At 39.9% G+C, this 22,915-nt stretch carries 19 protein-coding genes and 1 riboswitch; of the genes, 12 read left to right on the forward strand and 7 right to left on the reverse strand.

Annotation, left to right across the window (positions count from 1 at the left end; translation table 11 throughout):
* The first annotated feature begins 28 nt into the window (after positions 1-28).
* Positions 29-1,243 carry a PDZ domain-containing protein gene (locus GY23_RS00660; protein WP_245827524.1) on the forward strand — a complete coding sequence of 405 codons (1,215 nt, stop codon included), beginning with the start codon at positions 29-31 and terminating at the stop codon, positions 1,241-1,243.
* 10 nt (positions 1,244-1,253) lie between these two features.
* On the forward strand, positions 1,254-1,499 hold the full coding sequence (locus tag GY23_RS00665; protein ID WP_075617278.1) for a CsbA family protein: 246 nt from the start codon (positions 1,254-1,256) through the stop codon (positions 1,497-1,499).
* 193 nt (positions 1,500-1,692) lie between these two features.
* Here GY23_RS00665 and GY23_RS00670 read toward each other — a convergent pair whose 3' ends face one another.
* The 6 genes from GY23_RS00670 to GY23_RS00695 all read right to left on the reverse strand — a co-directional run bounded on the left by GY23_RS00670 (position 1,693) and on the right by GY23_RS00695 (position 7,385).
* Positions 1,693-2,898 (reverse strand): M20 family metallopeptidase, encoded by a 1,206-nt coding sequence (locus tag GY23_RS00670; RefSeq protein WP_075617279.1) that lies wholly within the window; start codon positions 2,896-2,898, stop codon positions 1,693-1,695.
* A 2-nt stretch (positions 2,899-2,900) separates the two neighbouring features.
* On the reverse strand, positions 2,901-3,758 hold the full coding sequence (locus GY23_RS00675) for a MetQ/NlpA family ABC transporter substrate-binding protein (RefSeq protein ID WP_075617280.1): 858 nt from the start codon (positions 3,756-3,758) through the stop codon (positions 2,901-2,903).
* A gap of 181 nt (positions 3,759-3,939) precedes the next feature.
* Entirely contained in the window at positions 3,940-4,602 is a 663-nt protein-coding gene (locus GY23_RS00680; RefSeq protein WP_075617281.1) for a methionine ABC transporter permease, read from the reverse strand.
* Complete coding sequence (locus GY23_RS00685; protein ID WP_075617282.1) at positions 4,592-5,617, reverse strand: methionine ABC transporter ATP-binding protein; 1,026 nt, start codon at positions 5,615-5,617, stop codon at positions 4,592-4,594. Before GY23_RS00685 ends, GY23_RS00680 begins: the two co-directional genes overlap by 11 nt.
* A 198-nt stretch (positions 5,618-5,815) precedes the next feature.
* Positions 5,816-5,931, reverse strand: a riboswitch (SAM riboswitch).
* A 438-nt stretch (positions 5,932-6,369) separates the two neighbouring features.
* The gene (locus tag GY23_RS00690; protein WP_075617283.1) at positions 6,370-6,681 is read right to left on the reverse strand and encodes an AzlD domain-containing protein; all 312 of its coding nucleotides are present in this window, start codon (positions 6,679-6,681) and stop codon (positions 6,370-6,372) included.
* The gene (locus GY23_RS00695) at positions 6,681-7,385 is read right to left on the reverse strand and encodes an AzlC family ABC transporter permease (protein WP_075617284.1); all 705 of its coding nucleotides are present in this window, start codon (positions 7,383-7,385) and stop codon (positions 6,681-6,683) included. The genes GY23_RS00690 and GY23_RS00695 overlap by 1 nt, the downstream gene beginning before the upstream one ends.
* A 78-nt stretch (positions 7,386-7,463) precedes the next feature.
* Between GY23_RS00695 and GY23_RS18615 the strand changes: the two genes are divergently transcribed.
* From GY23_RS18615 to GY23_RS00740, 10 genes are all read left to right on the forward strand, one after another.
* Positions 7,464-7,718, forward strand: a complete 255-nt coding sequence (locus GY23_RS18615; protein WP_245827527.1) for a helix-turn-helix domain-containing protein — start codon at positions 7,464-7,466, stop codon at positions 7,716-7,718.
* 125 nt (positions 7,719-7,843) lie between these two features.
* Positions 7,844-8,020: a cupin domain-containing protein gene (locus tag GY23_RS18620; protein ID WP_245827528.1), complete on the forward strand. Its 177-nt coding sequence runs from the start codon at positions 7,844-7,846 to the stop codon at positions 8,018-8,020.
* Between the two features lie 59 nt (positions 8,021-8,079).
* Positions 8,080-8,718, forward strand: a complete 639-nt coding sequence (locus tag GY23_RS00705; RefSeq protein ID WP_075617285.1) for a TVP38/TMEM64 family protein — start codon at positions 8,080-8,082, stop codon at positions 8,716-8,718.
* Positions 8,715-9,284 (forward strand): signal peptidase I, encoded by a 570-nt coding sequence (gene lepB / locus GY23_RS00710; protein ID WP_075617286.1) that lies wholly within the window; start codon positions 8,715-8,717, stop codon positions 9,282-9,284. The genes GY23_RS00705 and lepB overlap by 4 nt, the downstream gene beginning before the upstream one ends.
* Positions 9,285-10,030: 746 nt before the next feature.
* Positions 10,031-13,525: a helicase-exonuclease AddAB subunit AddB gene (addB, locus tag GY23_RS00715; protein WP_075617287.1), complete on the forward strand. Its 3,495-nt coding sequence runs from the start codon at positions 10,031-10,033 to the stop codon at positions 13,523-13,525.
* Positions 13,509-17,234 (forward strand): helicase-exonuclease AddAB subunit AddA, encoded by a 3,726-nt coding sequence (gene addA, locus GY23_RS00720; RefSeq protein ID WP_075617288.1) that lies wholly within the window; start codon positions 13,509-13,511, stop codon positions 17,232-17,234. Before addB ends, addA begins: the two co-directional genes overlap by 17 nt.
* On the forward strand, positions 17,231-18,406 hold the full coding sequence (locus GY23_RS00725; protein WP_075617289.1) for a DUF418 domain-containing protein: 1,176 nt from the start codon (positions 17,231-17,233) through the stop codon (positions 18,404-18,406). Before addA ends, GY23_RS00725 begins: the two co-directional genes overlap by 4 nt.
* Positions 18,407-18,462: 56 nt before the next feature.
* Positions 18,463-19,365: a fumarylacetoacetate hydrolase family protein gene (locus GY23_RS00730; RefSeq protein WP_075617290.1), complete on the forward strand. Its 903-nt coding sequence runs from the start codon at positions 18,463-18,465 to the stop codon at positions 19,363-19,365.
* Positions 19,366-19,470: 105 nt separating this feature from the next.
* Positions 19,471-19,842: a YisL family protein gene (locus GY23_RS00735; RefSeq protein WP_075617291.1), complete on the forward strand. Its 372-nt coding sequence runs from the start codon at positions 19,471-19,473 to the stop codon at positions 19,840-19,842.
* Between the two features lie 223 nt (positions 19,843-20,065).
* Positions 20,066-21,520 (forward strand): alpha-amylase family glycosyl hydrolase, encoded by a 1,455-nt coding sequence (locus GY23_RS00740; RefSeq protein WP_075617292.1) that lies wholly within the window; start codon positions 20,066-20,068, stop codon positions 21,518-21,520.
* Between the two features lie 60 nt (positions 21,521-21,580).
* Here GY23_RS00740 and GY23_RS00745 read toward each other — a convergent pair whose 3' ends face one another.
* Complete coding sequence (locus GY23_RS00745) at positions 21,581-22,909, reverse strand: CoA-disulfide reductase (RefSeq protein ID WP_075617293.1); 1,329 nt, start codon at positions 22,907-22,909, stop codon at positions 21,581-21,583.
* Positions 22,910-22,915 lie beyond the last annotated feature (6 nt).

The following is a 22,915-nucleotide window of genomic DNA, read 5'->3' on the forward strand; positions in this document are numbered from 1 at the left end:
ATACGCAATCCATCAATGGTTTGTTACAATGGAAAGAAATACACAAACCGTTGATTGGGTGGTGTTCAGTATTATGTGGCAAGAGATTATTATAGAAATAGTAAAAGGGATTGGGAAACTGTTCATTAATCCATTATTTTATGTGGCGATCGCATTCGCTATCTTACTTGGATATGTACGAGTAAAAAGAGAACGTCGCTTTTTTCGAACGCGTATTTTATGGGGATGGACAGAAACCATTCGCATGTTTAAAGATACGTGGCTCTATACATTACTATTATCAATACTCAGTGTTGCAATCGGATTAACACTGACAACAGATTGGATTGTAACATTTAGTGTAATTAGTGTTATCCTTGTAGCCGTATTTATTTTTCAGTTAGGATCACCAATAATTGCAGCGTCTCTTGCAATTATTGCGTTATGGATCGGAACTAAAACGGGGGCTACATTTACTATTTTGTCGTTCGAGTGGCAGGGTGAATCAAATTGGCTTGAGTTGGCTTTACCTGTTGCTTTATTAATAGGGGCGGCTGTCATCGTTGAGGGAATTCTTATTCGCAAAAATGGCGCATTATCAGCATCTCCAATCCTCGAGAAATCTGACCGCGGTATAACAGCAGCTGGTTATCTTTCAAAAAAATTATGGATGTTGCCTGTATTAGTAGTGGTACCAGGAAATGTTATCCCGGATTTTCTTCCGTACTGGCCGCAATTCACTCTGGGGAACCAATCATTTGGTCTGGTTTTATTGCCGATTGTGATTGCTTTCCAGCAAAAAGCTCGTCGTACATTGCCAATCTATTTCTATCCAAAAGTAGGGAATGCAGTTAGTGGCGTTGGAATTGCCACAATCATACTTGCAGTATCCGCGATTTGGTTGCCGATTTTTGCAGTGGTTAGTTTAGCTGTTGGTGCACTGGCTCGTTTAGGTGTGTGGATCTACTTTGCATTGCAGGAGAAACAAGGAAGATATCTTGTAGTACCACAGGATTCTGGAGTTATGATTGCCGGTGTCTTACCGGAATCACCTGCTGACAAAATGGGATTGATCATTGGCGAGTGTATCCGCAAAGTAAATGGACAAACAGTATCAAACGAACGAGAACTGTACGAAGCGATTCAAATAAATGCGGCACATTGTCGACTTGAAGTACTCGATCATCAAGGTGAAGTGCGATTGAGACAACATGTGATTTATCATCATGATCATCATCGCCTTGGCTTATTGGTCGTAAGATAGGAGAACACCAGTGGAATCTATGTTTATCAAAATTATCCTAGCTTTCTTCTTACCAGGATTACTAGTTATCTTATTCACACGCATTACTTTTTCTCATTATGTAGCGTTGATCTTAACCGTAGCTCTAATAACAGCTTCAGTTTATGCAGGATATACGCATACATGGAGGCTTTACATAGTTGATGCCTTATCACTAACTATTGGCTTCTGGTATGCTACGAAAATGATGCAACGCGGAAAAACAGAAGAGCAGTAAGAAAAACGTCTTTCCGCATTTGTGGAGAGACGTTTTTTGTACGGGATTAAAGATAACTACTAATAATTCGAAAGTATTTATTGTATTTAGGGTAGGAAAAGCTTTGAACACTGACTTAGTAGTAGTCCCATTTTTATACTTTCTGGTAATAAATAATAAGAGCGGCCAAAAGCCGCTCGAATAATATCATCTTCTATTCATCTTTCTTCGCTTCAAGAGCCACTTCGTATGATTTACGTACTTGATGAAGCAGTTCTGGTTCGCTCAATAATCGATAAGCTGCACCAGCAAGTGCTTTAGCTCCAGTCACTAATCCTTTATAGCCGAGTTCAGAGTTTGCTGCTTCACGAAATTCATTCGTATGAGCAATCAAATCCTCAGGACCTATTTTGATATGAGGATGTGCAGTTGGAACCGCATAGCTAATGTTACCGGCATCCGTTGATCCTAAACCACGTCCGCGTTCAGAGTAAACAACTTCACCATGTGACTCCAATTCTTCATGAATAACGCTATCCAACACATTATTTAAAACAAAGTCTTGAACTTCGTTTTGGAAACGCTCGACTTTAACGGTAGCACCAGTAGTTAATGCAGCACCTTCCGCAATTGCGCGAATGCGTGTACTAACGGCCTCAGCCTTTGCCCATGTCTCTGCACGAATGTAGAATCTTGCTGATGCGTAGTCAGGTACAATATTCGGGGCATCTCCACCATGAGTGATAATACCATGGATGCGGACATCATTTGTAACGTGTTGACGGAGTGCATTGATGCCATTGAAGAGTTGGATGACGGAATCCAACGCGTTTATCCCTTTTTCAGGGGAGCCCGATGCATGGGCCGGTTTTCCATAAAAATGAAAGTCGAGTGGATCTACTGCCAGAGTCGGTCCAGTTAAACTCGTTCTTCCAGAAGGATGAATCATTAATGCAACATCGACATTTTCCAAGAAACCATGACGTACAAAACTTCCTTTCGCACTACCATTCGGGCCGCCTTCTTCTGCAGGTGTGCCTAGTACGACTACTTTTCCTCCCGTTTCTGCGATAACTTCAGAAATCGCGATGCCTGCAGCCACACTTGTTGTTCCAATAATATTATGACCACATGCATGACCTAAACCAGGGAGTGCATCATATTCGGCTAAGAATGCAATGGTAGGGCCTTCAATCCCGGAATCCTTCACTGCATAAAATGCGGTGTCATGTCCTGCAACTCTAAGATCTACTTGAAATCCAAATTCTCGTAAATACTCGGATAATACACCACTAGCAAACACTTCTTCATTACCAATTTCAGGTTTGGCATGGATTTCTTTTGCGAGTGCAATCACTCGGTCAGCGTGGCTATCAATTACATCAAAAATACGTGATTTCAAATCAATTGTCGTTGTCATTTTTATTCCCCCAGTTCCTTGTAAGCTTGAAGAAGTTCTTCTTGAGTTAAATCGACCACAAGAGATCCTCCATTTGTATCTTCTTTCACAGCAGCAATAACATCTTCATGGTGATAGATTTCAACTAATTTTAAATACGTTTCGTTTGTTGCATCTTCAGCACGAGCTGCAAAGACGTTAATATATGGTCTTACATTTTCATTTGTTGCATCTTCCAAGTAAATCGGGTCATTCGCTGTGTCAAATCCTGCTTGACCAGCAACTCCATTGTTAATGATAGAAGCGGCAACGTCAGGCAGTACACGAGGTGTTTGTTGAGCGACGATTGCATAAATATCTAGGTTTTTAGGATTTGAAGTGATTTTAGTTGGATCGCCGAATAATCCAAAATCATCTGCTAATTCAATAAGTCCAGCTGTTTCGAGAAGTCTTAATGCACGTGCTTGGTTCGATGGATCATCTGGTATCGCAATTTTCGAACCATCTGGAATATCAGCGATGTCTTCATATTTTTCAGAGTAAATGCCCATTGGAGCAATTAATGTTGCACCGATTGGTACTAAATCTAATCCACCTTGTTTTGTAAATTCACTTAAGAACGCGATATGTTGGAATGAATTCAAATCGATTTCACCGTTAGCGAGTGCTTGGTTTGGTAATGTGTAATCTGCAAACTCCACAAACTCTACATTAATCCCTTCTTCTTTAGCTAATTTAGCAACGATATCCCAAACCTGACCATCCGTTCCAGTCACCCCAACTTTTACTGTGGAACCATCTTTTCCTGCTGCATCTCCAGAGCAAGCCGATAAGACCAATACGGTCACAATCGCCAATATTAATACCTGTAATTTTTTCATGAATGAATTCTCCTTTTTAATCATAATTTGTCGAGCTAGAGTGGCGCTTTCCGCTTTTCGTTGTGTCTAGCTCCAAGCGCCAGCCTGCACCTAAGCTTCAGGCCCTCATGCGAAAGCAAGCTTCGAATCGGTCCTTCCAGCGCCGGCGTCAGGCAAGAGTGGCGCTTTCCGCTTTTCTGTGTTAACGTCGTAAAAATTTTCTGGATAAAGTGTTTCCAAGCCACTGAGCGAGTTGAACGAGTAAAATCAGCAATACAACTGTAACAATCATGACGCTGCCATCAAAACGTTGGTATCCGTACGTCATGGCAACATGACCAAGCCCGCCACCGCCAACTGTTCCGGCCATGGCAGAGAAGTCGATGAGACCTACAGTAACAAATGTTAATCCTAAAATAAGTGGTCCCAAAGCTTCCGGAATCAATACAGTGAAAATAATTTGGAAAGGACTTGCTCCCATTGCCTTAGCTGCTTCAATCACACCGGGATCAATACTAATTAAGTTGTTCTCAACAACTCGTGCAATGCCGAATGATGCGGCGATTGTCATTGGAAATACTGCTGCCCATGTTCCGATGGTCGTTCCGATTAATGTGCGAGTCAGAGGACTAATCGCCACCAAGAAAATAATGAATGGAATAGGACGTATAAAATTAATAAGTAGATTGAGTAACATCGAAACGAGTTTATTCTCTAAAATGTTTCCTTTTCGAGTAACAAATAAAAGTAAACCAATGGATATACCAAGGATTGAGCCTAAAATAAGGGTAGCAATGACCATGAATATCGTTTCACCGGTAGCTTCTACGATCCGTGGCCAAAAGGTTTGCCAATCAACTTGCATCTGTTTGTACCTCCTTGATTTCCGTTAGTTCAGAGAGTTCCGAGATGACTTGTTGTATAGCCAATTCTGGTCCATCAAACGATACGAGTAAATTTCCATATAGTTGTTCCTGAAGTTCTCGAACTGTTCCATAAACGATATTAAAATCAGTTCCGTGCTTTCGCGTGATTCGAGATAGAAGGGGTGCTCCGGCAATTTCACCTTTGAAAACAATGCGGTACAATTTTGTTCCACCATTAGAACGCCACTTTTCCAAAAGAGTAGAAGATGGACGATCCTGTTGAACCGACTGGATAAAGTTTTGAGTTGTCTCGTGTTGTGGATTAGTAAATGTGTCAAACACGGAGCCATTTTCAAGTACTTTCCCATTTTCCATAATCGCCACTTTATTGCAGATGGTCTGAATGACGTGCATTTCGTGTGTAATTAACAAGATGGTAATGCCAAATTCGGCATTGACCTTTTTTAACAGTCGCAAGATGTCTGAGGTTGTTTCAGGGTCCAAAGCGGACGTTGCTTCATCACAGATCAAAATATCTGGTGAAGTTGCGAGTGCTCTTGCAATTCCAACTCGTTGCTTTTGACCACCTGACAGCTGTTCGGGATAATCATTTGCTTTGTCTGATAATCCAACAAATTGAAGTAATTCAGCCACACGTCTTTGAACTTCTTGTCGAGAGGTGCCAGCCAGTTTCAAAGGGTAGCCCACATTGCCTGCCACAGTTCTTGACGTGAACAAATTAAAGTTTTGAAAAATCATTCCAATGCGTCTACGCAGTTTCCGTAACTCTTTTGGCGACAAGGTAGTAATATCGGTTCCTTGAACTTTTACTGAACCAGCGGTAGGTTTTTCCAATAAATTGACAAGTCGCAGCAAGGTACTTTTACCTGCTCCACTAAACCCAATAATTCCGTAAATATCGCCCTGCTCAATCGTAAGCGACACATCTTGGACCGCATGCACCTCCCGTTTGGCCGTCCGAAATGATTTCGTGGCCTTTAAAAATTCAATCATGGCTGTTCCTCCTAGAAGATTTATTCTGCAATTAAGCTCACGATGGAAGAAGGGGGCCTTCCTCGTGAGTCTACAATTGATTCCGCAAGCAAAAGATAGCGCATCAACTTTCTAAATCTGAACGAAAAAAAGGGAGAGCCTTCTTTTTCTCATACTCAAGAAAAAGAAGGCTCTCCGAAATTACGGAAAACCATCTCGTTCTCATCTTTCAAGCGACAGAAACGCTTGCAGGATTTGGCACAGTGTTCAACAATTAAGTTGAACCCGCTGCCGAGACGTCAAAGGGCCAGTCCCTCAGTCTCTCTGGATAAGAAAGTGATGTGTTGCTATTAAATTGTTGCAAGAATTGATTATGACTTTACACTTTTCGAAATAAATCGTCAATAGTTTTTAAAAAGTAAAACTATTCTGATAATTATATGTTGAAAATGAAAGGATATGCATGGGGATAAGTATTAAGAAAAATTAATTATATTGTTCTTAATCGTACATATTCGCTTACCGCACGTTCCACATGAGCCAACAAGTATGAAGAACACATACTGGTGAATCTCATTCTTCGTGCTCCTGCGCAAGCTCGTCGCAGAAAGCTGTGCTAGGCGCATATTCACATTTTTGTTTTTTTATATAATATCAACAGCATTTTCAAACAAAGCCAAGTATTAAAGTGGGAACAATTAGTAATCATTAAGGATTACAATAACCATCATCAGGGAGATAATCGACCTTACTTCTTCACCAACAACAAAGACTTATCCAACAAATAAACTATAGACCGCCAAGACTGCGATGGTACCCATCACCACAATAATTACATTGGCTCCCGCAAAAGCAATTGCAAATGCAGCAATTGTACCGATTAGACCAAATAATAAATTGCCTTCTTGGACAAATAGAATTGCTGGGAAAATCAAGGCACCAAGAACTGCATATGGAATATTTCGTAGCACGCCGCTAACAACGGGAGGCAATTCTCGGCCTTCTAAAAAGGTTAACGGAAACGCACGTGGGATATAGGTGACCAGTGCCATACCAAGTAACATCCACCAATACCAACTTTCCATTAAGCCTCACTTCCTTTCGCTACACGTTTCTCGATACGTGTATACATAATTTCCACCAATATGGCAGAACCAAGTGTGGCCACTAAGATTGCCCATCCTGTTGATAATAAACCAGTCCAACCGAGGAGTGAGTGGATGATGGCTCCAAATAAAGCTAGATAAACTACTTTTCGATTGCCTTTCATTGAGGGCACGAGTAAGCCAACGAACATAGCATACAAAGCAATGGACATGGCGGCTTTAAGGAATGCAGGTAAGTTTGCTCCAATCACATGACCAACTGATGTAAATACAACCCAGCTCCCATAAGAAACCAAAATGACACCAGCAGCAAAAGGAGTTCGGATATTGTTTTCCTTGCGAGTGGCTAAAACTGAAAATGTTTCGTCCGTTACCCCAAATGCATAGATTGCCTTTTTCCAAGCAGCATCCGGTTGCATCTTTTCATTAAGTGAAGCCGTCATTAAGAAGTGACGAATGTTCACGACAAACGTGTTTAGGACGATCAGTATGGGATCGACGCCTTTTGCTATCAACGTTAAAGATATGTATTGTGCAGCCCCAGCAAATACGAAAATACTCATAGCCGTTGCTTCCCACATGGACAAGCCTGTTGTTTTCGCCAGCAAGCCAAATGTTAAGGCAATTGGAAAATAGCCAATGGCAATACTTGAACCGGCTCGAATGCCATTCATAAAAGTCATTTGCAACACGTCCCTTTGCTCTAAAGTTTAATAGATTATACATCTGTATGTTAAAATAAACAACGAGAGGTGAAAGTAATGGATGGAATAAGACGTAATTTAGGGATGCAATTAAAAAAAGTTCGACATCAACGAGGGATGAGTTTAGATGAAATTGCCAAGTTAACGGACGTTAGTAAAGCTTTGCTTTTTCAAATAGAAAAAGGGGAATCCAACCCCACGGTGTCAACCATTTGGAAAATTGCAGATGGACTAAAAATAAGTTTTTCATCCTTATTACAACCACCCAAATCAAGCACAAAAAAATTAAAACATCAGAGACTCCTTTTTTAACCGAAGAAGAGGGGCGTTACCGCGTATTTTCCATCATTCCATTTGACCCTGATCGAGGATGGGAGTTGTACAGGATAGAATTGGATCCCCTTTGTTCTTACGAAAGTGCACCTCATATGGAGGGGGTGGAAGAAACATTAACACTTGTAGAAGGACAAGTAAATATTATCTTGGAAACGGAAGAAGTGACTCTGGAAATTGGCGAAACGTTAGTGTTTTCTGGAAATCAGCTCCATCGATACGAAAATGCATGCGAAAAAATGTCCGTTCTGCATCTAATCATTCATTATCAATATGTTTGATACGTGAGCTACTCGGGGAAACTAGGAGATAACTATTAATTTTTATAAGGATGAGGTACATGTTCGATTGGCTAAATGCAGACAATATAGTAGAACTAACAGGAGAATACCGTTCGCTTGGACCTCTCATCGGTTTAATCTTACCTTTTTTAGAAGCTTTTTTACCGTTTTTACCACTATTTGCATTCGTTATTGCGAATGCTTCAGCATATGGTTTATGGATAGGGTTTTTATTATCTTGGGTAGGTACTGTCATGGGCTCTTATGTGGTATTTTCAATCGTTCGAAAATATGGTCGTGCTCGGTTACTGGGTTTTATCACAAAGTATGAACGCGTTCAAAAATTAATCCATTGGGTTGAAACGCATGGCTTTGGACCATTATTTTTATTACTCTGTTTTCCTTTTACACCTTCCGCCCTCGTCAATCTTGTTGCGGGTTTATCCAACATGAAAAAGAAAAACTATTTGTGGACTTTGCTGGCAGGTAAATTTGTTATGATTTTCACGATTAGTTTTATTGGACATGACATAAAGGAATTACTAACGAAACCCATCCATACAGGAATTGTCCTGCTCGTGATTATGCTTTTATGGTTAGTCGGTAAACAAATTGAACGTCGACTCAATATGCGTGTAGAAGCGAACTATAGATTAGCTCAAAAAGAACGACAAGAAGGGAAGGGGCCCACGGTTTGAGTTCATTGAAACAAGAAACATGGGAATGGGCAAAAGCTATTGTTATTGGAATTCTTGTCATTGTCCTAATTCGTTCTTTTTTTATAACGAATTATACAGTTTCTGGACTATCGATGATGCCTACGCTTCATAATAAGGATAAAGTCTTAGTCAGTAAGATTTCTTATACGGTTGGAGAAATTAATCGCTTGGACGTATTAGTTTTTCATGTAGATAATGAAGACTACGTAAAGCGGGTAATTGGACTGCCAGGAGACACCATTACCTATGATAATGATATGCTTTTTATCAATAACAAGCGGGTGAAGGAACCATTTTTAACGTCTTACGAAGCTTTTATGAACCCCGAAAATCGATTCACGGAAGATTTTACACTCGAAACGCTCTCGGGGCAGACCCGAGTCCCACAAGGTACTTACTTTGTTCTAGGTGACAATCGTATCCAAAGTTTAGATAGTCGATATTTCTTGTTTGTGCAAAAAGAAGATATTGTTGGAAAAGTGGTGGCGAGGTATTGGCCACTGAAATCAGCGACAATGAATTTCACTGGTAAACATCCCGAATAATTTCCACCTCTAGCTGTTGTTATGTACAATAGAGGTAGGAGATTCTCGGGTTTTTTTAATGAACAAGAAAGCATAACATTTTTGTGTGATATGAACCCAGTGTTCCGAGTACTTTTAAGTAGGCTCTGGTAACTGATCCCACTGATTTCCGTTCCAACGCACTTTCATGTTTCGAAGCTAGCGTAGCGAAGCAGAAACAGGCGGACGCTTTCCGCGGGCGAGGCCGAGCCTCCTCGGTGGCTACGAAAACATGTGCTCCTGCGGTTACTCGTCGCAAACGGATTGCGCACAATCCGTTCCTTGTGGGGTCTCGACTGTCGCGCTTTTCCCGCTGGAGTCGCCGCCATCCACTACAATCAATTTAATTTTTAAATCAATCATAAAGGATAAGACAACCAAAAGAAAAGGAAGTATGTGCCCATAATGCCTTGCCTACGATATAGCAAAAGTAAGTCCGAAGCCGTCCGGAAACGAAAGTAAACAGGTTTCGCACTATAAAGGGCACTTGTGCTTTTCTTTTAATTTATATTTTTTAAAAAGTAGGCTGCTGTAGTTAAATAATGGCTATGTTAAATCCTACTGTTCACAGTTTTGCTCCATATTTATAAATAAGTAAATATAATGTGATTACTTCTAAAGTAGGCACTTAATCTGTAATAAATGCAAATGTACGATAAAGAACAGCGTAGTTTATATAGCTAAATTTATAGAACTAGAGATCAACATAATCTAAAGGGGGATTGAATGTGTCACTTCGATTGATTACTGGACGAGCAGGAGTAGGGAAGTCCGATTTTATGAGACATGAGGTTGCTGAAATGTCAGTAAGAAATCCACGAGGGACCCCTATATTCTTTATCGTACCTGACCAAATGTCATTTTCAACAGAATACGCGTTATCAACAATGGAGCAGTTAAACGGAATCATTCGTACACAAGTTTCTACCTTTAAGCGACTAGCTTGGCGTGTATTACAAGAAACCGGTGGGATCAGTAGACAAGAGATTAGTGGATTTGGCTATCGTATGTTAATACGCCGATTACTCGAAGAACATAAAGAAGAGTTTACTCTTTTTAATCAAGCCGCTAATAAACGTGGTTTTACAAATCAGATGGAAATGTTATTAAAAGAGTTTACTAGGTATTGCCTGGACTGTGACACTTTGCATTCTTTAGAAGAATCACTTAAACAAGTAAAAGCCCCGCGTACATTGCAAGACAAGGCACATGATTTGTCTGTATTGCTCAACGCATTAGAAGAGCGGCTTGGAACGGCTTACATCGATAGTGAAGGATACTTCGCATTACTTTCCAAACAAATTCATCAATCACAGCTGATAAAAGAATCGGATATTTATGTCGATGGTTTTGTGAGTATGACGACGCGTGAATACGAAATCTTAGGCGAGTTGATGAAGCACGCGAAACGAGTCACGATTGCCCTTCCGGTTCATGATGAAATCCTTGATTTAATGGATGATCAATCATTATTCAATAATGCTGCAAAAACGGCAGAACGTTTAAAAGAAATGGCACGGGATCTCTCGGTGGAGATAGAACCAAGCGTCCATTTACATGAGAACAAGCGTTTCGTGACGAATGAATTGAAACATATTGAAGCATGTTTACATACCTACCCGGCTCCAAAAATTGATGATCATGAACATGTCCATTTGATTGAAGCAGACAGTCGTCGAGCAGAAGTTCATGCAGTGGCACGACATATTAGACGGCTCGTACGGGATGAACAAATGCGTTATCAAGACATCGCCATCCTTTATCGTCAACCTGAAGTATTCGATGAGCTGATTGAAACTACTTTTGCTCAATACGATATTCCTGTTTTCATCAATCGAAAAAAAGCCATGTTACATCATCCTTTGGTCGAATTTAGTCGCTCAGCATTTGAAGCAGTTTTAAGCGACTATCAATACGAACCGATCTTTAGAGCGATTAAAACCGATTTATTTTTCCCGCTGCAAGCTAACAAGGAAATTTGGCGTGAACGTGCGGATCGACTAGAGAATTTTGTTCTTTCACAGGGCATATATGGGGATAGATGGGCCGATGAGAGACGCTGGCATGTGAAAAAGTATCGTGGACTTGAATTTCATTCGAAAATGCAAACGGATGATGAACGAGCTTTACAAGAAGATATTACATTTGTTCGGAATTTAGTGATGGAACCTCTAAAAAACTTCGCTCAAAAATTGAAGAACAATAAAACAGGCAGAGAAATTGCCCAAGCTCTATTTGAATTGATGGAAGAGTTATATGTTTTTGAGAAACTGCAAATTTTGAAGGATGAAGAAAACGAATTTGGTCATTTATTGCTCGCAACAGAACATGATCAAGCTTGGTCACAGTGGGTAGATGTTTTAGACCAATTTGTCTTGATGTTTGGGGATGAAGTATTAACACCGAAAGAATGCCTAAGCTTGCTGGAAGAAGGTTTTGACACGCTGGAATTCTCGCGTATCCCACCATCCATAGACCAAGTGTTAGTCGCATCAGTAGATCTCTCTCGCTTATCTAATATCCGAGCGGCATTTGTCATTGGGGTCAACGATGGTGTCTTCCCAAAACGCGTTGAGCAAGATGGTCTACTGTCAGATACGGAACGCGAATGGTTTATGCAAATCGGCTTTGAATTAGCTCCAACATCGAAAGTACGTTTGATGGATGAATCGTATATGGCGTACCGTGCCGTAACCACTGCCTCAGAGAAGCTTTTTATTTCGTATGCAGTTGCGGATGAAGAAGGAAAAGCTCTGCTTCCATCGACATATATAAAACGATTCCAGCAATTATTGCCAAAAGTCGAAACGGAACTAGCAGTGATTGATCCTGCTGTGCTAAAAGATAATTCTAGTCACTACATTCAACATCCACGTGCAACACTACCATCAATCGCAACAAAATTAAAACAAGCGGCAGTTGAAGGAAGCTTGGAAGAAGAGTGGCGTGCTGTTGCTGCCTATTACGAGAATGATCCATTTTGGCAATCCATTTTTGAACGTGTTGTCCGGCCAATCAACAAGCCCATACAAGCGGAACGATTGAGTCCTGAGACGACTAATGCTTTATACGGGGACTCATTTACATCGAGTGTGTCTCGAGTTGAAAAGTATTTCAGTTGTCCATTCGCCCATTTTGCGACATATGGCTTGAGATTGGAAGAGCGAGGAGAATACCGTCTGGAAGCACCCGCAATCGGGGATTTATTCCATGCTGCACTCAAATGGATTTCCGACGAAACGCAGAGACTCCATCTATCATGGGCACAACTTTCAACGAAGCAAGCTTGGGCATTAGCAAAACAGGCAGTGGATGAAATAACGCCATACTTTGTCCATCAAATATTACTGAGTACAAGAAGATATCAGTATATTCAACGTAAGCTTGTTCAAATTGTCCAACGCACGATGACCACTTTACGCGATCATGCCAGTGTTTCAACATTTGCTCCGATTGCCATTGAAGCTGGTTTTGGTCCAGGAGAACAATTACCATCTTTAGAGATTCCTCTACGAAATGGACATGCAATGAAAATGCGGGGAAGAATCGACCGAGTGGACGCTGCAAAAATTGATGGAAAACAATATGTACGCATCGTGGATTATAAATCATCTTCTAAAGAACTGGATTTAAACGAAGTATATTATGGGATCTCATTGCAAATGCTCACATATTTGGACGTTGCCGTAACAAATTCCGAGATTTTGCTAGGACAAGAGGCAGACCCTGCCGGTGTATTATACGTTCATGTGCATAATCCAATGTTGAAACTAAATCAAGAATTATCTGAGATGGATATTGCAGAAGAAATATTCAAGAAATATAAAATGCGTGGGTTATTAATTGATGATACGGACGTGTTGAGTGAAATGGACACGCATATACAAGGATTTTCTAAAGTCATCCCTGTACGAATCAACGTTAATGGTTCGTTGTCTAAAGCATCATCAAAAGTCGTATCACCCCAAGACATGAGTAACTTACGCACGTTTGTCCGACACAAGCACCAACAAGCGGGAGATGGAATGCTCGCTGGTGATACACGTGTATTGCCGTATCAAAAGAAAAACAAAACAGCTTGCGATTACTGCAGTTTCCGAAGCGTCTGTCAGTTTGATCCAACTGATCCTGACCAAAAGTATCGCAAGCTAGCGGTGGAAACAGCCGAAGAAGTAACAAAACGAATACAAGAGGAGGTCACACCGGATGTTAATACCGACTAAACCACTAGACGTCACCTGGACAGATGCACAGTGGAGAGCCATTTATGCTGAAGGGCGTGACGTTCTCGTATCAGCAGCAGCTGGTTCAGGGAAAACGGCTGTACTAATTGAACGGTTGATTAAAAAAATAACGCGAGAAGAAAACCCGATCGATGTCGATGAATTACTAGTTGTGACATTTACGAATGCATCCGCAGCCGAAATGCGACACCGAATGGCAGAAGCGTTGGAAAAAGCACTCGTAAAAGACCCGACTTCAAGTCATTTAAGAAGACAGTTGAGCTTATTAAATAAAGCTCAAATCTCTACTTTGCATTCTTTTTGTTTATCCATCGTGAAGCAATATGCGTATGTACTGGATATTGATCCTGGTTTCAGACTTGCGAATGAAGCGGAAGCTGCCCTCATAAGAGACGATGTGTTAGCGGAGGTTTTAGAGAATGCCTATAAAGCAGAGAATCCAGAAGCCATGTATCGACTAGCAGATAGTTTTACAACTGACCGCGACGATCAATTGATCGAAACGCTTATTGATAAATTGTTTGATACCGCAAGTGTACACCCGGATCCGAAGAAGTGGTTATTGGCGATTCCAGAAAGTTATGATGTAGCGGAAGACTTTATTATTGATGACTTGCCTTTTATGGATGCCCTCAAACTAACGATTAAACATTCGCTTGAAGAAGCCTATGCCATTACGGAAGATATTCGTCAATATGCCTTGCAACCGGCTGGTCCAGCTCCATTTGGGAAAACGGTGGAGGAAGACCAACTATTGATCGCTGAAGCGATTCGTCGGATTTCAACACAGTCTTGGCAGTCAACATTTGATTACTTCCAAAACTTGAAATTCTCCAAAGCAGCAAGCATCCGAAAAGATACGTATGACGAAGAACTGGTAAAAAACGCAAAAGACAAACGCAATTTACTGAAAAAAAGAGTTAATGATGTAAAAGATTCATACTTTACGAGAACGCCTGCGAGATTACTACAAGAAATGAGACTAATGCATCCGATATTGAAGACCTTAGTTGAATTGACAATATCGTTCGGTGAACAATATCGTCAAGCGAAAAATGAACGAGGATTAGTGGATTTTTCCGATCTTGAGCATTTTGCTCTTCAAGTTTTGACCAATGAAGAAAATGGTGAACTCTCTCCATCTAACATTGCAAAAGACATAACAGCACAGTTCAAAGAAGTGTTAGTCGATGAATATCAGGATACCAACCGTTTACAAGAAACAATTCTGCAAATCGTCAAAACTGGAACGGAAGCAAATGGAAACATGTTTATGGTGGGAGATGTAAAACAATCCATCTATCGTTTCCGTTTGGCCGAACCAATGTTATTTTTAAATAAATATGCAAAGTTTACAACTGAAGCAGGAAATTCAGGTGTGAAAATCGATTTAAACGCCAATTTCCGAAGCCGTCCCGAAGTACTTCATGCAACGAACTTTATTTTCTCGCAAATTATGGGCGAGCGTGTAGGAGAAATCGATTATGACGATGCAGCTGCCTTGAAGCCAGGGGCCCCCTATCCAGAGGTTGATGAACCAGTTGAGCTCATCATTCTTACACAACAGGAGGAAGACGAAGAAGTTAGTAGTGATGAAGAGGCTGACAATGAAGAAACGCTTGAGCTAGAAGAATTGAAGAAATCACAGTGGGAAGCACGATATATTATTAACAAAATCCAATCACTGATGGATGCGCAAACGAAGGTGTTTGATCCTTGGACAAAAAGTGAACGTCTCTTGGAATACAGAGATATCGTCATTCTGATGAGGTCCATGACGTGGTCAGGAGACTTAACGGAAGAATTTAAAGATGCTGGGATTCCATTATATGCTAATTTATCAAAAGGATATTTTGATGCACTTGAAGTAATGATTATGTTAAATACGCTACGGATTATTGACAATCCGTATCAAGATATTCCTTTGGCATCTGTACTCCGATCTCCATTCGTCGGATTAACAGAGTCCGAACTGTCACATATTCGTTTGGCTTCACCGAAAGAGCCATTTTTTGAAGCGTTGAAAATCTTTGTACGTACAGGTGGAAGTGGGATTGCTCCACATACTGCAGAAAAATTAGTGCGTTTCTTTCAGCAATTTGAAGAATGGAGAAATTTAGCACGTAGAGGATCATTGGCCGATTTAATTTGGCGAATTTATATGGATACTCACTATTACGAAATGGTCGGTGCCATGCCAAATGGCAAGCAGAGACAAGCGAATTTACGGACGCTGCATGACCGTGCTATGTCTTATGAGAAATCCTCATTCCGTGGTTTATTCCGTTTTTTACGATTTATTGATCGGATGAAAAAACGTGGGGATGATTTAGGAACAGCGCGCGCCATGAGTGAAAAAGAAAACGTGGTCCGTCTCATGACGATTCATTCTTCAAAAGGACTGGAATTCCCTTATGTATTTATTGCCGGTTTAGGTAGAGATTTTAATCAAATGGATTTCAATCAACTGTATTTATTTGATCAAAACTTTGGATTAGCGGTAAAAGCAGTCGATCCAGATAAACGAATTTCCTACACATCGCTTCCTTTTTTAGCTGTGAAAGAAAAGAAACAACTCGAGCTGAAAGCTGAAGAAATGCGGGTCCTTTATGTTGCGATGACTAGGGCAAAAGAGAAATTAATATTAATTGCAACAGTGAAAGATGCACAAAAGTCCATAAACAAATGGCAAGATATCGCGTTTAATGCCGGAGACATGTTACCAGAGTATGTACGATCGCGTGCCAAGGGATTTCTGGATTGGATCGGACCGGCAATTGCTAGACATCCTGACTTTGCAAAGTGGCAAGGCATACCAAACAATCGAGTTGTTTCGGATCCATCAAAATGGTCGATTGAAACGATTCATGTAGATCAATTACGTCAAGAAATGTCTAGCAAATCACCTATAACCGATTATGAAACAACCGAAACAACAGTAGTTTCAAAACAAATCTATGCAGAAGTGGAACGTCGATTCAATACCGTGTATTCATTTGAACGTGCCATTGGCAAACGAACGAAACAGTCGGTAAGTGAGCTTAAACGCTTAGACCAATTACGAAAAGAAGAAGAACCTGAATACTTTAGACCAACACAAGTTCAACAAGCCATTTCAACCGTCTATAAGCGACCAGCGTTTCTACAACAAGATGAACAAAGACTGACATCAGCAGAAATTGGAACAGCGATGCATACAGCGATGCAACATGTGGACATCCATCTCGAGCCGAGTAAATCATCCATTGAGCAGTTCATCCGTGAACTTGAAAACAAACAACTGGTCACATCAAACGAAGCAAGGTCTATAAAAGTTGAGGCAATACAGATATTTCTACAATCACAGATTGCTGAGAGGTTACGTCAAGCTAAACAATTCTTACGAGAAGTGCCATTTACGTATGCGTTGAAAGATGAAGATGGAGATGTACAAATATTACAAGGAATTGCAGATGGATTATTCCAAGAAGCAGATGGTCAATGGGTACTTCTTGATTACAAGACTGACCGGATTAATGGGGTTCTAATAACAGAGTCGTCTGTTTTACACGAAATGCACCATCGCTATGGCATGCAATTATCTCTATATCAACAAGCAATTGAGAACATCTTATCCATACAAATTAAAGAGAAAATATTGTATTTGTTTGATGCGAATCAAACGATTTTATTGGAGGATTCATTGTGAATGTCAGACCTACTGAATTAAATGAACGAGTGGTCGCGCTTGATATGATGCGAGGCTTCTCGCTACTCGGTATTTTTATTGTCAATATGCTCGCTTTTCATACGCCATATTACTACATTAATCCATATACATGGTATACGAATCTAACGGATGCTAGTACATTTCAATGGATTGATATTGTCCTGCAAGGGAGTGTGTACCCGTTATTCTCCATTCTTTTCGGCTATGGGTTAACAATGCAATTTACGAAATCGGTGGAACGTGGTGCATCATTTACAACTTTGGCAGTTAAAAGATTGACCGTGTTATTAATATTAGGCATACTTCATGCATTTCTTGTGTGGTCAGGCGATATATTAATTAGTTATGCGATTAGTGGATTTATCGCCATCTGGCTGTTCCGTTTGTCTCGTATCTGGTTACTCAGCATCGCACTCACACTTTACCTCATACCAAATATGGTACTAGCATTTCTTATGTATCTAGTAGGGGTAATGGGTGAGGGGTATTATGCGGGCGTACAAGAAATTGAATCGTCAATTATTGCATTCGGTTCAGGTTCCTGGTCAGATATTTTCATCCAACGAGCCGCTGATTGGAGTTACGCCAATCTTGAATCAGGGTCATTGATATTAATCGGGATCACCATTTTACCCTATATGTTAATTGGAGCGGCAGCTGCTAAAGGAAAATTAATTGAGCGGACATCCGAGAAGAAAGTTTTCTGGCTGGTACTGACGATCGTATCATTGGGCGTAGGTTATTCTATAAAAGCATTACCGTTTGTGTTTGAACCAAACTTTTACTATATGTTTGTCCAAGATATATTTGGAGGGCCAATAGTAGCCATTGGATACGCTGGGTTGATTACTCTTTTGTGTCAACTATCTATGTTCAAAAAGCTATTTAATCCTGTTGCAAAAGTAGGAAGAATGTCCATGACAACGTATTTGTCACAATCTATTATTGCAACGACCATTTTCTACTCTTATGGATTTGGCTTATATGGAAAAATAGATGTCTTGACCGGAACTTGGTTGGCGATTGGAATCTTCATCATTCAAATAATAGGTGCAGAAATTTGGTTCACTAAATATAGACAAGGACCTGTTGAAGCAATCTGGAAACGACTGACGTATGGAAAAAAGAGTGAAAAAATGGATGAAAAATAAGTCGAAGTAAAGTAGACTGAATAAAACAAATTCTAAATTCTGAGGAGTGTCAGAGAATGAAAATTCTATCTTATCGCTATGAAGGGCAAGTTCGTTTTGGTCCAAAGGTCAAAAAAGAAGAAGCAGTTTGGGATGTATTAGCGATACAAGAGACGCTCCAAGTGTTTCCAAGTTTCCCTCAAAAGATTGTTGAAGGAATTGAAGAAGGAATGGATTTTGTCGAACAAATGCGTAAGCTGGCAGAGACTGCATTGAATTCTGAAGAACCAGAACAGTTCAAGCTTTCGTTCTCAAGCATTGAATGGCTATCGCCAATTCCTCGTACCCCGAAAAATATTCTTGCAATTGGTCGTAATTATTCAGAGCATGCAAAAGAAATGGGTTCACAGGAAGCTCCTGAAAACATAATGATATTTACGAAGTCTCCTACATCGATTGCTGCGGATGAAGAAACGTTGCCAATACATGCGGATGTGACATCATCATATGATTACGAAGGTGAATTAGCTGTAGTGATTGGTAAAAAAGGCGATAATATTCCGAAGAAATTAGCATATGACCATGTATTTGGCTATACCATTGCCAATGATTTAACAGCACGTGATCTACAATCAAAACATCAACAATATTTTCTTGGGAAAAGTTTAAGAGGTTCATGTCCGATGGGACCATATTTGGTAACAAAAGATGAATTGCCAGATCCACAAAACTTGACCATTGTGACAAAGGTGAATGATGAAGTTCGTCAAAATGGCCAGACAAATGATATGATTTTTACGGTTGAAGAACTAATTGCACAAATCTCTGCTCTTGTTACGCTTGAATCTGGAGATGTGATTTTGACAGGCACGCCATCAGGAGTGGGGAAAGGTTTTAATCCACCTAAGTTCTTATCAGCTGGAGACACAGTGAAAGTGGCGGTCGAGGGAATTGGTACATTAGTTAATCGCTTTGAATAACAAGTTCATCGAATGGTCAACATCTCTTATCTTAATAGTTCTTATAAGAATGCAAGATATGTTACGATATAGTAGATTAAGTAATAATTAGAAGAGGTGACGATTTTGGATTTTTTAGCTAACATTGATTTACACATTGCAACTTGGGCAATTGGCATCATTTTATTTTTTGTCGCAGTTATCATGGCTAAAGGCAGTAAAGGACAAAAAATCACACACATGATTTTACGTTTGTTCTACGTTTTCATTATTTTAACAGGTGTAGCACTATTCATTGATGGAATGAAATTAGATATGGGTATGCAGTATGGATTTAAATTCTTAGGCGGTATTTTAGTCATCGGAATGATGGAAATGATCTTGACACGAATGAAAAAACAAAAACCAACAACAATGTTCTGGGTATTACTGTTTGTCTTCTTGTTCATTACCATGTTCTTAGGTTTCTTCATATTGCCAATGGGCACGAACTTATAAGACTAAACCAAAAACCATTTCATCTGAATTTTAGATGAAATGGTTTTTTCTTTGGGTTCAGTTTAATGTTTGTTTCTTATTTAATGGCAATTCTATGTTGATTGTAAAAAACTTGAATTTCACACTTTAGACGTAAATTTAAGGTATTTCCCTATTATTCATGGCTAGTCTTAGCTCTGTTTGGTAAAATTACGATTGAAGATTCGTTAGAGGAGGACCTCACGTGAAGATAGGAATATGGATAAAAACAGCTATTACTTTAGCGTTAAGTATAAGTTTGATCCCACCGATTGCAACACAAGCTGCGGAAAAACAAACCATACAAGACGAAAGTATATATGACTTATTAGTCGATCGATACTTTAATACAACAATTGAAAATGATTTCGAAGTGGATACGAGGAAACCGAATGCATTTGCAGGTGGAGATTTATTGGGAGTAGCAGATAAATTGGACCACATTCAAAAACTTGGTTTTACAATGATTTCTCTCGGACCCATATTTTCAACAGAAACATATGATGGCAAAAGAGTTTTGGATTACTCCACGATTGAACGTCATTTTGGAACATCTGAAGAAATGAACACCTTGCTCGAAAAAACTCATGATAACCAAATGAAAGTGATTGTAGACTTTCCTATGCAAAATGTCAGTGCTGACCATGTGTGGGCAGTTGATTCAGCAAAATCATCTTGGGTGATTAACAATGAAGATGGGTCCATTTCATGGGATTACTCCAATGAAGATGTACAAAAAGCTGTACAAGAGGCAGCAAGTACGTTTGTCCAACAATACGACGTTGATGGCATTCGTTTAACCGCGATCGAAGGAATCAATACAAATATTATAAATCAAATGATCGATTCTCTTAAAGAAGTGAATAAGGATTTATATGTAATCAGTAATGAAGAGAGTAACGCTAAATTTGATGCGTTATTGTTAAATGAACAAGAAAATGTTTTCCGCAATATCTTCAAAAATGTGGATTTAGATACATTACAATTGTCAGAACTTACAACACAAGAATCTGTAATAAATCGAACGGACTCACTAGAAAGTCGCCGTTTTACAGCAGATGCGGCTGAAGAAAATATGTTTCCACCTATGCGCTGGAAAATGGTTATGGCAACATTACTGTCGATTCCGGGTGTACCAATCATGACATACGGCTCAGAAATTGCTGTGAACGGGGAAAAACCACCAGAGTCACATCCAATCTTGAACTTTAAAACCGATGAGGAGTTAATCGAATATATCGGGGATGTTCAATACCTTCGAAATAACTCAGCAGCGCTTCGAACGGGCCAGATGGAAATGTTGCATAATAAAGACGGATTTATGATTTATAAACGATGGAACGATGAGGAAACATGGATTGTTGCCATTAACAATACAAGCGGCACACAAAGCTTTGACCTTTCAAAAGAAATAATTGGAGATAATCAAGAGCTCCGCGGATTATTCGAGAGTGATATTTTGCGTCAAAGAGACGATGGCAATTACCGACTTGTCATAGATAGAGAAATAGCAGAGTTCTACACAGTAAAAGATAAAGTAGGGATAAATAAATCTTATTTAGCTGCTCTTGCTTTAGTGTATCTTTTATTTATGGGATTTATTTACCTAGTATGGCGTAAGGGGAAACAAAGAAAGCATAACAGGGTCGAGGAAAAGTAATTTCCAGCAATAAATAAAAATCGCTTGAGACTTATCCAGCCTCAAGCGATTTTTTGTATTTTAAGTTGCACGATACCCAACCATATTCACTGGATCTTTAGGTGAAGAGTAGGGAGGAGCATAGGCTAGTTCAAGTGCTTGTAAATCATCCATTGTAAGCCCGGCATATATGGCGGTTGATAAAACGTCGATCCGTTTGTCAACGCCTTTTCCACCTACAGCTTGAGCACCCAAAATTTTTCGAGTAGATGGATCGAAATGGATTACTAAATAAATTTCCGCATGATCAGGATAATAACCAGCATTTGACTTAGATTTTTGAACAATTGTTTCAAAGTCAATTTGACGATCAATTAATGTTTTCGCATTTAACCCAGTAAGCGCAACTGATTGAGAGAACACTTTGCAAATGGATGTGCCAAGCAATCCTTTGAAAGGAATTTTTTCGCCAGAAAGATGCTTGGCAACAATGTAAGCTTGCCTATGAGCAGGCCAGGCCAAAGGAACGCGTTTTGCCGCACCGGTAATGAAATCAATATTTTCCGCAGCATCTCCGATTGCATAGATGGAGGAATCATTGGTTTGCATGTATTCATTTGTGTGTATGCCTTTCGTTTCACCAATAGTTAATTGAGCTTTTTCAGCCAATTCGGTACTTGGTGAAACTCCGATGCTCATTAAGATGAAATCGGCTTCTAATTGTTCGCCGTTTTCAAGTTCGATCTTCTGTCCATTGACGTTGGAAATGTACGTGTTTTTAAAAACTCGTACACCATGACTTTGTAGTTCCTGCTCGACCAAAGCGGAACAATCGACATCCATTATGTTCATTACTTGAGGTGATTTTTCCACAATGGAAACGGACATTCCAAGTTTAGTAAAACTTTCTGCCATCTCAAGTCCAATAAAGCCAGCCCCAACAATCACACAGCTTTGCGGATTTTCTTTCTTAATAAAATCATTGATTTTTTTCATGTCACTGAAATTCCGTAATGTGAACATGCTCGTACTTTCTAATCCGGGCGTTTCTGGAACAATCGGCGTTCCACCAGGGGATAGAATAAGTGCATCATAGGGTTCTTCATAAGATTGCTGTGTATGGATGTTAAGTACTTCAATCACTTTACGCTGCCGATCTATATTCGTTACACGGTGTTTTAAATGAACCTCAATATTTCGTTTACTTTTAAATTCTTCTGGCGTAGCAGCAATCAAGTGATCCGCTTGTTCAATTTCTCCACTAATAAAATAAGGCATCCCGCACGCACCATATGACATCGTTTCATCCTGGTCAAACATGACAATTTGAGCTTCTTTATCGTAATACCGAATTTGTGAAGCGACTGTGGCTCCTCCAGCGACAGCTCCGATCACGACAATTTTTTTCATGCACGT

It is taken from the genome of Paenisporosarcina indica, from assembly GCF_001939075.1.
In the GTDB taxonomy this organism is placed as follows: Bacteria; Bacillota; Bacilli; order Bacillales_A; family Planococcaceae; genus Paenisporosarcina; species Paenisporosarcina indica.

Excerpts from the sequence above, each read along its gene's own strand:
- GY23_RS00660 (WP_245827524.1), top strand. The coding sequence starts at position 29 with ATGGAAAGAAATACACAAACCGTTGATTGGGTGGTGTTCAGTATTATG.
- GY23_RS00670 (WP_075617279.1), bottom strand. The coding sequence starts at position 2,898 with ATGACAACGACAATTGATTTGAAATCACGTATTTTTGATGTAATTGAT.
- GY23_RS00675 (WP_075617280.1), bottom strand. The coding sequence starts at position 3,758 with ATGAAAAAATTACAGGTATTAATATTGGCGATTGTGACCGTATTGGTC.
- GY23_RS00680 (WP_075617281.1), bottom strand. The coding sequence starts at position 4,602 with ATGCAAGTTGATTGGCAAACCTTTTGGCCACGGATCGTAGAAGCTACC.
- GY23_RS00685 (WP_075617282.1), bottom strand. The coding sequence starts at position 5,617 with ATGATTGAATTTTTAAAGGCCACGAAATCATTTCGGACGGCCAAACGG.
- GY23_RS00690 (WP_075617283.1), bottom strand. The coding sequence starts at position 6,681 with ATGGAAAGTTGGTATTGGTGGATGTTACTTGGTATGGCACTGGTCACC.
- GY23_RS00695 (WP_075617284.1), bottom strand. The coding sequence starts at position 7,385 with ATGACTTTTATGAATGGCATTCGAGCCGGTTCAAGTATTGCCATTGGC.
- GY23_RS18615 (WP_245827527.1), top strand. The coding sequence starts at position 7,464 with ATGGATGGAATAAGACGTAATTTAGGGATGCAATTAAAAAAAGTTCGA.
- GY23_RS00705 (WP_075617285.1), top strand. The coding sequence starts at position 8,080 with ATGTTCGATTGGCTAAATGCAGACAATATAGTAGAACTAACAGGAGAA.
- addA (WP_075617288.1), top strand. The coding sequence starts at position 13,509 with ATGTTAATACCGACTAAACCACTAGACGTCACCTGGACAGATGCACAG.
- GY23_RS00730 (WP_075617290.1), top strand. The coding sequence starts at position 18,463 with ATGAAAATTCTATCTTATCGCTATGAAGGGCAAGTTCGTTTTGGTCCA.
- GY23_RS00745 (WP_075617293.1), bottom strand. The coding sequence starts at position 22,909 with ATGAAAAAAATTGTCGTGATCGGAGCTGTCGCTGGAGGAGCCACAGTC.